The 13614-nt window shown below is 67.0% G+C and carries 12 protein-coding genes; 7 read left to right on the top strand and 5 right to left on the bottom strand.

Features of this window, described 5'->3' with window-relative positions; all coding sequences use genetic code 11:
- The first annotated feature begins 102 nt into the window (after window positions 1-102).
- The 6 genes from G537_RS0103395 (at window position 103) to G537_RS0103370 (ending at window position 7664) form a co-directional block, all read left to right on the top strand.
- Entirely contained in the window at window positions 103-1131 is a 1029-nt protein-coding gene (locus G537_RS0103395) for an amino acid ABC transporter substrate-binding protein (protein ID WP_026868908.1), read from the top strand.
- Window positions 1132-1227: 96 nt separating this feature from the next.
- Window positions 1228-2421: an amino acid ABC transporter permease gene (locus G537_RS0103390; RefSeq protein WP_026868907.1), complete on the top strand. Its 1194-nt coding sequence runs from the start codon at window positions 1228-1230 to the stop codon at window positions 2419-2421.
- Window position 2422: 1 nt separating this feature from the next.
- Window positions 2423-3601 carry an amino acid ABC transporter permease gene (locus tag G537_RS0103385; protein ID WP_051247756.1) on the top strand — a complete coding sequence of 393 codons (1179 nt, stop codon included), beginning with the start codon at window positions 2423-2425 and terminating at the stop codon, window positions 3599-3601.
- 13 nt (window positions 3602-3614) lie between these two features.
- On the top strand, window positions 3615-4382 hold the full coding sequence (locus tag G537_RS0103380; protein WP_026868905.1) for an amino acid ABC transporter ATP-binding protein: 768 nt from the start codon (window positions 3615-3617) through the stop codon (window positions 4380-4382).
- Between the two features lie 498 nt (window positions 4383-4880).
- Window positions 4881-6059 carry a porin gene (locus G537_RS0103375; RefSeq protein ID WP_162146077.1) on the top strand — a complete coding sequence of 393 codons (1179 nt, stop codon included), beginning with the start codon at window positions 4881-4883 and terminating at the stop codon, window positions 6057-6059.
- 432 nt (window positions 6060-6491) lie between these two features.
- Window positions 6492-7664, top strand: a complete 1173-nt coding sequence (locus G537_RS0103370; RefSeq protein WP_162146076.1) for a porin — start codon at window positions 6492-6494, stop codon at window positions 7662-7664.
- A 29-nt stretch (window positions 7665-7693) separates the two neighbouring features.
- Here G537_RS0103370 and G537_RS0103365 read toward each other — a convergent pair whose 3' ends face one another.
- Genes G537_RS0103365 through G537_RS36210 form a run of 5 tightly spaced genes read right to left on the bottom strand, consistent with a single transcriptional unit; the run spans window position 7694 to window position 11556 of the window.
- Window positions 7694-8275 carry a GNAT family N-acetyltransferase gene (locus tag G537_RS0103365; RefSeq protein WP_026868902.1) on the bottom strand — a complete coding sequence of 194 codons (582 nt, stop codon included), beginning with the start codon at window positions 8273-8275 and terminating at the stop codon, window positions 7694-7696.
- Window positions 8272-9135: a 3-mercaptopyruvate sulfurtransferase gene (gene sseA, locus G537_RS0103360; protein ID WP_026868901.1), complete on the bottom strand. Its 864-nt coding sequence runs from the start codon at window positions 9133-9135 to the stop codon at window positions 8272-8274. The genes G537_RS0103365 and sseA overlap by 4 nt, the downstream gene beginning before the upstream one ends.
- Window positions 9132-9857: an alanyl-tRNA editing protein gene (locus G537_RS0103355; protein WP_026868900.1), complete on the bottom strand. Its 726-nt coding sequence runs from the start codon at window positions 9855-9857 to the stop codon at window positions 9132-9134. Before G537_RS0103355 ends, sseA begins: the two co-directional genes overlap by 4 nt.
- Entirely contained in the window at window positions 9854-10882 is a 1029-nt protein-coding gene (locus G537_RS0103350) for a cysteine synthase A (RefSeq protein WP_026868899.1), read from the bottom strand. The genes G537_RS0103355 and G537_RS0103350 overlap by 4 nt, the downstream gene beginning before the upstream one ends.
- Before the next feature lie 38 nt (window positions 10883-10920).
- Window positions 10921-11556, bottom strand: coding sequence for an NUDIX domain-containing protein (locus G537_RS36210; protein WP_034850388.1), 636 nt, complete (start codon window positions 11554-11556; stop codon window positions 10921-10923).
- A 310-nt stretch (window positions 11557-11866) separates the two neighbouring features.
- On the opposite strand from G537_RS36210, the gene G537_RS0103340 reads away from it, so the two are divergent.
- Complete coding sequence (locus G537_RS0103340) at window positions 11867-13534, top strand: ABC transporter substrate-binding protein (protein WP_034850387.1); 1668 nt, start codon at window positions 11867-11869, stop codon at window positions 13532-13534.
- Window positions 13535-13614 lie beyond the last annotated feature (80 nt).

The following is a 13614-nucleotide window of genomic DNA, read 5'->3' as shown; positions in this document are numbered from 1 at the left end:
TCGAGGATGTTCCATTAAATGACCCTCCCTCCGGCAGCGCGTGCTGCCGGGACGGTTTGCGGTTTCGCCTCGGCGAATGCCGGGGCAAGAAGGGGAGGTTTCATGAAGGTTCGTACTCTGCTCGCGGCGGGGGCTGCGGTCGTCGCCGCAGTGGGTTTCGCCACCTCGGCCCAGGCTGGCGCCGTGTTCGATGCCATCAAGCAGAAGGGCTTCATCCAGTGCGGCGTCAACACCGGCGCGCCGGGCATGTCGGTGCCCGACAGCCAGGGCAACTGGACCGGTCTCGATGTCGACACCTGCCGCGCCTTCGCGGCAGCGATCTTCGGTGATGCGACCAAGATCAAGTTCACGCCGCTGAATGCGCAGGTCCGCTTCACGGCGCTGCAGTCGGGCGAGGTCGACGTCCTGGCCCGCAACACCACCTATTCGCTGACTCGCGACACCGAGCTCGGCCTGAACTTCACCGCCGTCAACTTCTATGACGGCACCGGGTTCCTGGTGCCGAAGAGCCTGGGCGTCAAGAGCGCCAAGGAGCTGAACGGCGCCTCGATCTGCGTCCAGCCGGGCACGACCACGGAGCTGAACCTGGCCGACTGGTTCCGGGCGAACAAGCTGGACTTCACGCCGGTCGTGATCGAGCGGCTGGAGGATATCGAGGCCGCCTTCTTCTCCGGCCGCTGCGACGCCTATACCACGGACCTGTCCAGCCTCGCCGGCACCCGGGTCGCCAAGGCGCCCAACCCGGACGACTACATGCTGCTGCCCGAGGTGATCTCGAAGGAGCCGCTGGCGGTCGCCGTGCGCCAGGGCGACGAGCAATGGGCCGACGTCACCCGCTGGGTCTTCAACGCCCTGGTCCAGGCGGAGGAGAGCGGCATCACCAGCAAGAACATCGACGAGTTCAAGGACTCCAACGATCCGACGATCCGGCGCATGCTCGGCACCGACCCCGGCATGGGCAAGGCGCTCGGCCTGCCGGAGACCTGGGCCTATGACGCGATCAAGCAGGTTGGCAACTATGGCGAGATCTTCGACCGCAACGTGGGCAAGGACTCCGCGCTCAAGCTCGAGCGCGGCCTGAACGCCCTGTGGACCAACGGGGGTCTGCAGTACGCGATGCCGATTCGCTGACATCGGATCGAGACCGCCGCCGGCTCCGCCGGTAGCCGGCGGCGGTCTTGGCCGAAGCCTAACGTCAGCAGGAATGGCACAGGCCGAGGATCATCTATGACCATAACTGTTTCCGGGGCAGCCGGGAAAAGCGTCCGCCGCGGGCGTGCGCTCAACGACCCGCGACTGCGGTCGGTCGTCTATCAGATCATCATCCTCGCGGTCGTGGTGGGGGTCGGATGGTTCCTGATCTCGACCATGCTGCACAACCGCGCCGCAAGCGGCATCGCAGTCGGCTACGACTTCCTCTATGGCCCTGCGAATATTCGCCTCAGTGACGATTCGCTGATCTCATACGTCCCCTCGGACTCGTGGATCCGCGCGCTCCAGGTCGGCGTTCTCAACACCCTCGTCGTCTCCGTTCTCGGCATCATCCTGGCCACGATCCTGGGCACCGTGATCGGCGTGGCCCGGCTGTCGAGCAACTGGCTGGTGGCCAAGCTGGCCGCCGTCTATGTCGACGTCCTCCGGAACATTCCGCTGCCGATCCAGCTCCTTCTCTGGATCGGCCTGATCCGGTTCGCGCCGCCGCCGAGGGAAGCGATCACCCTCCTGCCCGACGTCTTCATCAGCAACAAGGGCCTCCGGGTGCCCGCGGTGCAGAGCGATCCGATCTTCCTGTGGGTCGGCATCGCAACGCTGATCGGACTGGCTGCGGCCTGGGGAATCGGCCGCTGGGCGAAGGCGCGCCAGGCGAGGACAGGACAGCCCTTCCCGAGCATCTGGGCAGGTCTGGCCGTGATCCTGATCCTGCCAATCGCGGTGTGGCTCGCGGGCGGCGCCCCGGTGGTGCTCGAGCTGCCGCAGCTCGGCCGGTTCGACTTCACCGGCGGATGGACGCGGAGCCCCGAATTCGCGGCCGTGCTGATCGGGCTTTCGGTGTACACCGCGGCCTTCATCGCCGAGATAGTGCGCGGCGGCATCCTCGCCGTGTCGCATGGCCAGACCGAAGCGGCCCGCGCACTGGGGTTGCATTCCGGCATCACCCTGCGGCGAATCATCCTGCCGCAGGCGCTGCGGACCATCCTGCCGCCCTTGACCAGCCAGTACCTCAACCTGACCAAGAACTCCTCGCTCTCGGTCTTCGTCGGGTACTTCGACCTGGTGCTGGTGGGCAACACCATGGGCAACCAGACCGGCCGCTGGGTCGAGGCGATCTCGATCTACATGGCGATCTACCTGACGATCAGCCTGGCGATCTCGATCGCCATGAACATGTACAACCGCCGTATGGCGCTGCGGGAGCGTTGAGATGTCGGACGGACGCTCCTTGACCGATCCCTTCGTCGCCACGGGGGAAATCCCGGCCCAGCCGCCGCCCAGCAACGCGATCGGGCCGATCGCCTGGTTGCGGCGGAATCTCTTCAACACCTGGTACAACGCCATCCTGACCGTGCTGATCGTCTATCTGGCGTATCAGCTGCTGCCGCCGCTGTTCTCCTGGGCGTTCATCGACCCGGTCTGGGGGCCGGCGACGCCGGACCAGCCGGCGCGCGAGGTGGTGGACGCCTGTCGCGCCGCGGCAGGGGCGTGCTGGGCCTTCATCGGCGAGAAGTACCGGCTGATCTTCTTCGGCCTCTATCCGTACGGCGAGGAATGGCGGCCGGTCCTGGCCATGATCCTGATGGTCGGGGTGGTGGTCATCAGCACGATGCGCCGGTTCTGGAGCCGGTGGCTGATCTGGGCCTGGGCCGTGGTGATCGTGGCGGCGATCGCGCTGATGTACGGGGCCATTCCCCTCGGCTTCGTCGACATTCCCATTCCGGGCCTGAGCCTTGTCGAGACCGTGAAATGGGGCGGCCTGCCGCTGACGATCGGCCTGTCGATGGTGGGGCTCGCCGTCGCCTTCCCCTTCGGCATCCTCCTCGCGCTCGGCCGCGCGTCCTCGATGCCGGTCGCCCGGGTGCTCTCGGTCACCTATATCGAGATGATCCGCGGCGTGCCGCTGATCACCGTCCTGTTCATGTCGAGCTACCTGTTCCCGCTGTTCCTGCCGACGGGATGGAGCTTCAACGGGCTCCTGCGGACCCAGATCGCGATCATCCTGTTCTCGGCTGCCTATCTGGCCGAGGTCGTGCGCGGCGGGCTGCAGGCGCTGCCGAAGGGCCAGTTCGAGGCCGCCGACAGCCTCGGTCTCGGCTACTGGCAGAAGCAGCGGCTGATCATCCTGCCGCAGGCGCTCCGGATCTCGATCCCGGCCCTGGTCAACTCGTTCATCGGCGTCTTCATGGACACGACGCTGATCACCACGGTCAGCATGTACGACATTCTGCAGGGGGCTCGCGCCGGCCTGGCCGATGCGATCTGGGGGCCGTACTACAAGGAAGCCTACATTTTCGTGGCGCTGATCTTCTTCGTGTTCTGCTTCTCCATGTCGCGCTACTCGCAGTACCTGGAGAAGTATCTGAACATCGGCACGCGCCGCCGCTGACAGGGAGACAAGTATGACTGCGACTCAAGCGACCGCAGCCGCGCCGGAAATCCTCATCCAGATGTCCGGGGTCAACAAATGGTACGGTGAGTTCCATGTCCTGCGGGACATCAATCTCGCCGTCGAGAAGGGCGAGAAGGTGGTGATCTGCGGCCCCTCGGGCTCCGGCAAGTCGACCCTGATCCGCTGCCTGAACCGGCTGGAGGAGCATCAGAAGGGCACCATCGTCGTCGACGGCATCGAGCTGACCAACGACGTCAAGAACATCGACGCCATCCGCCGCGAAGTCGGCATGGTGTTCCAGCAGTTCAACCTGTTCCCGCACCTGACGGTGCTGGAGAACCTGACCCTCGCCCCGATCTGGGTCCGCAAGATCCCGAAGAAGGAGGCCGAGGAGACGGCGATGTACTTCCTCAAGCGGGTCAAGATCCCCGAACAGGCGCACAAGTACCCCGGGCAGCTCTCGGGCGGCCAGCAGCAGCGCGTGGCGATCGCCCGCTCGCTGTGCATGAAGCCGAAGATCCTCCTGTTCGACGAGCCGACCTCGGCCCTCGACCCCGAGATGATCAAGGAAGTGCTCGACGTCATGATCGAGCTGGCGCGCGAGGGCATCACCATGATCTGCGTCACCCACGAGATGGGCTTCGCCCGCACGGTGGCGAACCGGGTGATCTTCATGGACCGGGGCCAGATCGTGGAGCAGAACGAGCCGGAGGAGTTCTTCAAGAACCCGAAGTCGGACCGCACCAAGCTCTTCCTCAGCCAGATCCTGGCGCACTGACCCTGGGGCGCCGCCCGAGCGGCGGCGCTCGTTTCGATCCGAGGCCGGCGAGGCGATGCCCCGCCGGCCTTTTTCATGCCGAACCGCCGCGGGACGGCAAAGCCGGCCAGCCCGCTCGCCATGATGTGCGCCCCTTGCGGGTTTACTGCGACGGCAAATGTGTGTGACTTCTCGGCCACAGTTCGTTGCGATTTCATCTTACATACATTCTAGGATGTATAATCCAATTGCCGGGCATGCGAGGGCGGGACTATGGTCTCGGAAGTCTCGGGGCACCCGTTCGGCCGGCCGTCAGGATCGATCGGACTGTGCTTTCGACGACACAGATCGGCGCCGTTTCGGGGGATCGCTTTCGACACGGCCGCCATCGCCCGACCGGCAGCGTCGGGTTCTTGCCTGCAAGCCCCGGCAGCCAGCCAGGACAGGGCAAGCAAGCAGGCGGGCCGAGAGGCGTCTTGAGCGAATCGCTCCGCACCGATGCGGGGCATAGGAGGGAAGATGAAGAAGGTATTGCTGGGTGGTACGGCGCTCGCCGCCGCTGCTCTGATCGGTGCGATGCCGGCGTCGGCGCAGGATCAGGGGTCGAACGTGACGTCCGGTCTTCAGATGAAGATCAGCGGCTTCGTCGGTTTCCAGGCCGCGCTGAACCTGGGCGATAGCGAGAACGACAGCTTCGACCGCGACTACGACTTCCAGTCCAACGCCCGGCTTCAGATCGACGTCAAGAACGTCACCGATGCGGGGCTGGAGTACGGCGGTCGTATCCGTCTGAACTCGGTCAATCGTCGCGACGACGTCCAGGTCGACCGTACCTATGTGTACGTGAAGGGCGGCTTCGGCACGGTGACCCTTGGTAACGCGCCGACGGCGGGCGACGACTTCGGCTATGTCTACGCCCATGACGAGCTTGCCGGCCAGATGGGCGCCGGCGGCATGGGCTACGGCGACCTGCTGGACAGCTACGGCATCATGGGCGGCGGCGAGTTCTACTCGATCGGCCCGACCTACCTTGCCGGTCTGAGCAACGCCGACACTCGCATCAAGTACACTTCGCCGAGCTTTGACGGCTTCAGCTTCGGCATCGACTTCACGCCGGTGGTCGGCGGTGCGAATCATGCCGGCAACGGCGGTCGCGACGACCTGTTCAACGACGACGACACCTATTACGAGAACGTCGTCACCGGCGGCATCGCCTACGAGAACACGTTCGACGCCCTGTCGCTCGGCCTGTTCGCGTCGGCCAGCTACGGTAACGGCGTCCGGACCACCGCGTCCGGTGCCAACCCGAACGGCAACGATCTCGAGGTCTACACTCTCGGCGGCAAGATCGGTTCCGGCGGCATCGTCGCCAGCGTGAACTGGACTCACAACGAGAGCATCGCCGTCGCCGACAAGCCGGTCGACACCATCATCGGCGACCTCAGCTACCAGTGGGGTCCGTTCCTGGCGTCGGCCTCCTACGCCTACACCTGGTCGGACAAGGGCAACGGCCTCAACTCGACCGAGGGCAGCGGCCGCGATCTCGAGGACAACCACATCGCCGGCGTGAACTTCACCTACACGGTGGCGCCGGGCCTGAACACCTACGCCGAGGTGGTGTACGAGAAGCAGAACTTCCGCCAGGGAGCGGATTTCGAGACTGGCAACCTCCTGACCGGCGTGCTCGTGGCCTTCTGAGGCCAGAGGACGCAACCGGGAGGCCATCCGGGAAGACCGGACGTGACAGACCACTCCTAACGGTCTCTGTCTCGTCCCCTCGAAGGCTGAAAAGTCACGTCCGGTCGATGGGGATGCGCGGTTCTGCAGACCGCGCATCCCTTTTTTGTGAGGGTCGCTTCGAGGACAGTAATCCGCCCTTATACATACGTTCGTGATTGTATAATGACATTGCCATGACCCGGCGACGGGATTACCGTTCAGTAATCTCTCGATGGCTGAGTCCCCGGCATCTCCCGATTCGAGCGATGGCACGGAACTCGTCGTCGGGCCGCGTCTCTATAACTCTCATGATGCTTGTTGCAGGCTCTTACGGCCTCGGCAGCGGCTGATTCCGGCAGCGGACGCGGTCCGGAACATGAGCGGCCGAATCGACGGGGAGGAGGAGGGGAAGTGAAGAAGGTCCTTCTTGGTGGTGTGGCGCTCGCCGCTTTGGGTTTGGCCGGCGCGACGCCGGCATCGGCGGCCGATACGAACGTGACCTCCGGTCTGCAGCTGAAGATCAGCGGCTTCATCGGCTTCCAGTCCACGCTGGTGCTCACCGACAGCCAACACAGCGACTTCGACCGCGACTACGATTTCCAGACCAATGCGCGGTTGATCTTCGACGTCAAGAACGTCACCGATTCGGGTCTCGAATATGGCGGCCGCATCCGCTTCGACTCGGTCAACCGCCGCGACGACGTCAACATCACCCGTGTCTACGCCTATGTGCAGGGCGGCTTCGGCACCGTGACCTTCGGTGATGCGCCGACCGTCGCCGACGACATCGGCTACGTCTATGTCCATGACGAGCTGGCCGGCAAGATGGGCGCCGGCGGCATGAATTTCGGCGAGTTGCTGGACGGCGACTTCCCCCTCGGTGGCGGCGAGTTCTACTCGATCAACGCGACCTATCTCGCCGGCCTGACCAACCAGGACACCCGGATCAAGTACACCTCGCCGACCTTCAGCGGCTTCAGCTTCGCCGTCGACTTCACGCCGGTGGTCGGCGGGGCGGACCACGCCGGCAATGGCGGTCGGAACGACTTGTTCGACGACGACGAGACCTATTACGAGAACGTCGTCACCGGCGGCCTCAACTACGAGAACACGTTCGGCGACTGGTCGGTCCGCGCGGCGGCCACGGCGGCCTACGGCGCCGGCATCCGGACCTCGGCGGACGGGGCCAACCCGGGCGGCCACGATCTCGAGGTCTACACGCTCGGCGGCCAGGTCGGCTACCAGGGCTTCTGGGCCAGCGTGAACTGGACCCACAACGAGCAGCTCGCGGCCTCGGACAAGCCGGTCGACACCATCATCGGCGACATCAGCTATCAGACGGGGCCGTTCCTCGCCTCGCTGTCCTACGCCTATACCTGGGCCGACAAGAACAACGGTCTGGAGTCCGAGTTCACCAGCGGCGAGGACCTGAAGGACGACCACATCGTCGGCGCCAACGTGACCTACACGCTTGCGCCCGGCCTGAACACCTACGCCCAGGTCATCTACGAGAAGCAGAACTTCCGCCAGGGCGGGGATTTCGAGAACGCCAACCTGATCACCGGCGTGATCCTCGGCTTCTGAAGCCGCGGCGGCCGCGCATCCCCTCCGCGTCAGGTCGCGAGCGGGATGTGCGGCGCGGCGTTCCGCGGCAGCAGGCCGGTCAGGCGCGGGTCGGGCCGGCGCACCATGCGCTGGGCATAGGGCACGAAGCCGGCGCGCTGGTAATGGGCCAGGGCCTTCGGGTGGTCGAGATTGCAGGTGTCGACCGTCATCCGCCGAATCGGCCGCATCCAGGCAATGTCGATCAGCGACCACAGCAGGAACGGCCCCAGCCGGCGGCCGATGAACTCCGGGATCAGGCCGAAATAGGCGAGGTCGGTGGCCTCGTCGCTGGCCTGGAACAGCTCTCCGAATCCGGCCGGCGTGCCGTTGACGTAGAGCACATAGACGCCGGTGCGCTCATCGTTCAGCCGGGCGGCGAGCCGGTCGTCGTCCCATTCCCGCCGGTCGGTCCACAGCCAGTTGGCGCCGACCGTGTCGTAGAGATAGCGGTAGAAGGAGACGGTCGGCGGTTCGGCCCGCAGCAGCACGTGGCGGTCCAAGGGCGGCGGCGGCGCCGGGCGCGCCGGCCTGGCCGTCATCTCCAGCTGGGTGACGGTGATCGCCAGCTCGGGGACGGGCTTGCTGCTCATGCCCGCCTCCCGGCCGCCGGGCCGGTCTCGACCGGCGTATCCCCCGGCAGCCCCCATTCGGACCAGGATCCGTCATAGACCGCGGCATCCTCCCGGCCGATCCGGTGCAGGCCGAGGGCCAGCACGCAGGCGGTGATGCCGCTGCCGCAGCTCGCCGTCACCGGGCCGCTCTCCGGCAGGCCGGCGGCGGCGAAGCGCGCGGCGATCACCTCGGGCGGCAGCAGGGTCTTGGTCGACGGGTCGAGGAGATCGCCGAAGGGCAGGTTGAGAGCGCCCGGGATGTGGCCGCCGCGCAGGCTTGGCCGCGGCTCCGGCGCCGTGCCCTCGAAACGCTCGCGCGCCCGGGCGTCGATCAGCGTCCCGGCCTTGCCGGCCAGGATCTCGGCCTTGCCGCGGATCAGCGCCGGCCGCAGATGCGGGGTGAAGCGCGCCGGGGCGGGGGCCGGCACGCCGCTCTCCAGCGGCCGGCCCTCGGCCTTCCAGGCCGGCAGCCCGCCATCCAGCACCGCCACGCCGTCATGGCCGAAGGCGCGCAGCATCCACCAGGCGCGGGCGGCGCTCATCAGCCCGTGCACGTCGTAGCAGACGACGAAGCTGTCGTTGCCGATGCCGAGCGCGGCCATCTTCTCGGCGAACAGCCCGGGCGGCGGCAGCATGTGCGGCAGGCCGCCCGGCGTCCTGCTCTCCGGCGCCGCGATGTCGTCGATGTCGAAGAAGACCGCGCCCGGGATATGCGCCTCGGCGAACTCCGCCGCGGCGTCGCGGTTGGTGCCCGGCATGTGCCAGGTCGCGTCGACGATGCGGACGTCCGGATCGTCGAGGTGGTCGGCCAGCCAGGATGTCGAGACGATGGTGTTCATGCTTCGCCCGCGAAGGTGATGACGACCCGGCGGTTCTGCTTGCCCTTGTTCTCGATCTTGGCCACCGCCAGCTTCCCGATTTCCGCCGTGCTGCGGACATGGGTTCCGCCGCAGGGCTGCAGGTCGACCGGGGCGGCGGCATCGCCGATCCGCACCAGCCGCACCCGGCCGAAGCCGCTCGGCGGCTTGACCGACATGGTGCGCACCAGCTCCGGCCGCGCCGCCATTTCGTCGTCGGTGATCCACTGCGTCTCGATCGGCAGGGCGGCCTCGACCAGCTCGTTCAGCCGGGCGGTGATCGCCTCGGCGTCCAGAGCGTCGCCCGGCACGTTGAAGTCCAGCCGGCTGCGCTCGGCGCCGATCTGGCCGCCGGTGACGGCGCCGGGCACGGCGACGCACAGCAGGTGCAGGGCGGTGTGCATCCGCATGTGGCGGTAGCGCCGCTCCCAGTCCAGCGCCAGCTCGACCGCCGTGCCGGGGGCGGGCAGGGCGGCGCCGTTGGCTGTGACATGGCGGATCTCGTCCGGCGCCTCGCCCTTGCGGGTGTCGGCAACCGTGATCTCGCCGCCGGCCCAGCGGATCACGCCGGTGTCGCCCGGCTGGCCGCCGGCAGTGGCGTAGAACACGGTCCGGTCCAGGACGATGCCCTCCGGCGCCGCGTCGACCACGATGGCGGTCGCGCCGCGGACATAGGCGTCGGCTCGGAACAGCAATTCGGTCATGCGCCGGTCTCCAGCCAGTCGGGTTCCGGCAATCCCTTCTCGCGCAGGAAGTCCCGGTTGTAGAGCTTGGACTGATAGCGGCTGCCGTGGTCGGCCAGGATGGTGACGATGGTGTGGCCCGGCCCCATCCGCCGCGCCATCTTCACCGCGCCGGCCAGGTTGATGCCGGTCGAGCCGCCGAGCAGCAGCCCTTCGTCGCGGGCCAAGCCGAACAGGATCTCCAGCGCTTCCTGGTCGGTCGCCTGCTGCGCCCAATCCAGCGGCATGCCCTCCAGGTTCTTGGTCACCCGGCCCTGGCCGATGCCCTCGGTGATCGAGCTGCCTTCGGCCTTCAGCTCGCCATGCTCGTACCAGTTGTAGAGGGCCGCCCCCAACGGGTCTGTCAGGGCGATCTGGACCTTCGGGTTGCGCTCCTTCAGCGCCAGGGCGACGCCGGCCAGCGTGCCGCCGGTGCCGACGGCGCAGGTGAAGCCGTCGACGGTGCCGCCGGTCTGTTCCCAGATCTCCGGCCCGGTGGTGCGGTAATGGCCGTCACGGTTGGCGACGTTGTCGAACTGGTTGGCCCAGATCGCCCCGTTCGGCTCGGTCTGCGCCAGCTCCGCCGCCAGGCGCTCGGAATAGCGGACGTAGTTGTTCGGGTCCTTGTAGGGCACGGCATCGACCTCGACCAGCTTGGCCCCGGCCAGCCGGATCGCGTCCTTCTTCTCCTGGCTCTGGGTCCGCGGCAGGACGATGACGCTGCGGTAGCCGAGAGCCCGGCCGACCAGCGCCAGGCCGATGCCGGTGTTGCCGGCCGTGCCCTCGACGATGGTGCCGCCGGGCCGCAGCGTGCCGCGCGCCTCGGCGTCGCGGATGATCGCCAGCGCCGCCCGGTCCTTGACCGAGCCGCCGGGGTTGAGGAACTCGGCCTTGCCCAGGATCTCGCAGCCGGTCTCCTCCGACAGGCGGCGCAGCCGGATCAGCGGTGTGTTGCCGATCGCGCCGACGAAACCGTCGACGATCTGGCGGGAAGGCGTGTCGCTCATGCTCGGTCTCAATTCTCGGATCACGGCGTCCTTGGACCTTAGTGGGCACTTTCCTTGGCTTCAAGCGATGCCCAGCGGCGCCGCAGCGAGTCCCGGTTCAGCGCGAACCACTGCAGCGCGATCAGGGTGATGGCGTTCTGGATCCGGCCCTCGGCCAGCAGCGCCAGGGCATCCTCCGCCGGCATCGGCAGGATGCGGATGTCCTCCTGCTCCGTCGCCAGGCCGTGCAGGCTGCGCTCGGCCGGGGCCTGGACGCGGCCGCAGAACAGGCTGACCCATTCGTTGAAGCCGCCGGGGCTGGTGGCGAATTCGCCGACCGGCAGCAGCTCGGCCACCTCCAGCCCGGTCTCCTCCCGGGTCTCGCGGGCGGCGGAATGCTCCTGCGATTCGCCGGCATCGATCAGCCCGGCCGGGATCTCGAGCATCCAGGCCGGGCGGTCGGCGATCCAGGCGCCGAGGCGGAACTGCTCCACCAGCACCACCCGGTCGGCGACGGGGTCGTAGGGCAGCAGGCCGACGGCCGGGCGGCGCAGCACCAGCTCGCGGCTCAGCGGCTCGGTCCAGCCGCCGTCGAAGCGGCGGTGGCGCAGCTGCAGCCGGTCCAGCCGGAAGAAGCCGGCATGCTCCGTCCGCCGTTCGATCAGCTCGACATCGGCGTCATTGTCGAAGGCCACTTGTTCACTCCTGCACGGCGGGCGACGCGCGGACGATAGCGGCCCGGCCGGCCGGGCGCCACGGCGCCGCACGCCGCAGACGGGCGACGGACGGGGATTAGGGTTTGACGCCGCGGCGGAACGGCCCCGATACTTTCGGCCGGGTCCGGCGGCGCGATGTCGCGGACGGGCGCTTGATTGTCGCCACGAGAAACAAGGCGGTGGCCGGCCGGCCGTCTAATGGTCTCGGTTGCGGGCCGAGGCTTCGAAAAAAGCGCAAGAAAGCCGCCGCCCGACAGGGTGGTTCCAGCGTCTCGACAGGGGGAGCCTGATGGACATCAAAGATCTGGGGAAGGTTCACGTCGCGATTCCGAAACTGGCCGAGGATCTGCGGGACGGCCGGGTCGACCGGCGCGAATTCCTGCGCATCTCGGTGCTGCTCGGCCTGGCGATCCCGACCGCCTATTCCGTGGCCTCGATGGTGACCGGCGAGCCGATCGTGCCGCAGGCCCTGGCGCAGGACACGCCGCGCAAGGGCGGCACGCTGCGGGTCGGCATGTTCGTGATGGATGCCAGCGACCCGGCCATCTACGACTGGTCGGAGAAGGGCAACTCCGCGCGGCAGCTGATCGAGCCGCTGGTGCGGATCGGCACCGACAACCTCGCCCATCCCCATCTCGCCGAGAAGTGGACGGCGAATGACGACGTCACGGTGTGGACGCTGTCGCTCCGAAAAGGGGTGAAGTGGAGCAACGGCGACGACTTCAACGCCGACGACGTGATCAACACCTTCACCCGCTGGCTCGACAGCAAGACCGGCTCCTCCAACCAGGGCCGGTTCAGCGGCCTGACGGTGAAGGAAGGCGACACCATCAAGATGGCGCCGAACGCGCTGGAGCGGGTGGACGACCACACGGTCCGGTTCCACTTCCAGAACGCCATGCTCTCCTTCCCCGAAAGCCTGGGCGACTATCCGGCGCTGATCTTCCACCGCGACTTCGCCACCAAATACGAGTCCAACCTGATCAAGAACCCGATCGGCACCGGCCCGTTCAACCTCAAGGAATACGTGGTCGGCCAGCGCGCGGTGTACACCAAGAAGGCCGATTACTGGGGCGGCGAGCCCTATATCGACGAGCTGCATTTCATCGACCTCGGCGCCGATCCGGCGGCGGAGCTGGCGGCCCTGTCCTCCGGCCAGGTCGACCTCCTGTACAAGCTCGACCCTAACCTCTTGCCCGGCTACCAGGCCAATCCGCAGCTCAAGGTCTACGACAAGGACACGGCGATCGTCGGCGTCGCCCGCATGCGGGTGACCGAGAAGCCGTTCGACGACAAGCGGGTGCGCCAGGCGGTCCAGGCCTGCGTCGACCACGACCGGCTGCTGCAGCTCGCCTATCAGGGGCTGGGCGTCCCGGGCCAGGATTTCCACGTCGCGCCGATCCATCCGGAATACACCGATCTCGGCCCGATGAAGCAGGACTACGAGAAGGCCAAGAAGCTGCTGGCCGAGGCCGGCCATCCGAACGGCCTCGACATCGAGATCAACTGCGTCGACGACCCGAAATGGGAAGGCCAGATCGGCGTGGTGCTGTCGGAGATGATGAAGCCGGCCGGCATCAACCTGAAGGTCAGCATCCTGCCCGGCGGCACCTATTGGGACCGCTGGACGTCCTGGCCATTCAGCGTGACGCAGTGGACCACGCGGCCGCTCGGCGTCCAGGTGCTCGACGTCGCCTACCGCAAGGGCGCGGCCTGGAACGAGACCGGCTACGACAACCCGGAGTTCGAGAAGCTGCTGAACCAGGCGCAGGCCACGATCGACGTGCCGAAGCGCAAGGAGATCGTGAAGCAGATCGAGCAGATGCTGCAGGACGACGCCATCACCATCATCCCGTTCTGGCTGAAGATCTACACCGCCAGCACGGACAAGGTGCAGGGCTTCGCCTACCACTTCGCCCGCGAGATGTATTTCGACAAGGTGTGGCTGTCGGCGTGACGGCTTCCCTCCAGGATAAGCGCTTGACCCGTGTCGTGGCTTTCGCACGGACACCGGCCAAGCCTTATGAGTCCCCCCTC

The organism is Inquilinus limosus DSM 16000 (genome assembly GCF_000423185.1).
GTDB classification, from domain to species: domain Bacteria; phylum Pseudomonadota; class Alphaproteobacteria; order DSM-16000; family Inquilinaceae; genus Inquilinus; species Inquilinus limosus.
Note: the sequence above shows the minus strand (reverse complement) of the source record. Positions and strands in the feature narration are given on the sequence as shown.

What these genes read in the sequence shown, in the direction of transcription:
- G537_RS0103395 (WP_026868908.1), top strand. Translation starts at nt 103, where the DNA reads ATGAAGGTTCGTACTCTGCTCGCGGCGGGGGCTGCGGTCGTCGCCGCA.
- G537_RS0103390 (WP_026868907.1), top strand. Translation starts at nt 1,228, where the DNA reads ATGACCATAACTGTTTCCGGGGCAGCCGGGAAAAGCGTCCGCCGCGGG.
- G537_RS0103385 (WP_051247756.1), top strand. Translation starts at nt 2,423, where the DNA reads ATGTCGGACGGACGCTCCTTGACCGATCCCTTCGTCGCCACGGGGGAA.
- G537_RS0103380 (WP_026868905.1), top strand. Translation starts at nt 3,615, where the DNA reads ATGACTGCGACTCAAGCGACCGCAGCCGCGCCGGAAATCCTCATCCAG.
- G537_RS0103375 (WP_162146077.1), top strand. Translation starts at nt 4,881, where the DNA reads ATGAAGAAGGTATTGCTGGGTGGTACGGCGCTCGCCGCCGCTGCTCTG.
- G537_RS0103365 (WP_026868902.1), bottom strand. Translation starts at nt 8,275, where the DNA reads ATGAGCAGCAAGCCCGTCCCCGAGCTGGCGATCACCGTCACCCAGCTG.
- sseA (WP_026868901.1), bottom strand. Translation starts at nt 9,135, where the DNA reads ATGAACACCATCGTCTCGACATCCTGGCTGGCCGACCACCTCGACGAT.
- G537_RS0103355 (WP_026868900.1), bottom strand. Translation starts at nt 9,857, where the DNA reads ATGACCGAATTGCTGTTCCGAGCCGACGCCTATGTCCGCGGCGCGACC.
- G537_RS0103350 (WP_026868899.1), bottom strand. Translation starts at nt 10,882, where the DNA reads ATGAGCGACACGCCTTCCCGCCAGATCGTCGACGGTTTCGTCGGCGCG.
- G537_RS0103340 (WP_034850387.1), top strand. Translation starts at nt 11,867, where the DNA reads ATGGACATCAAAGATCTGGGGAAGGTTCACGTCGCGATTCCGAAACTG.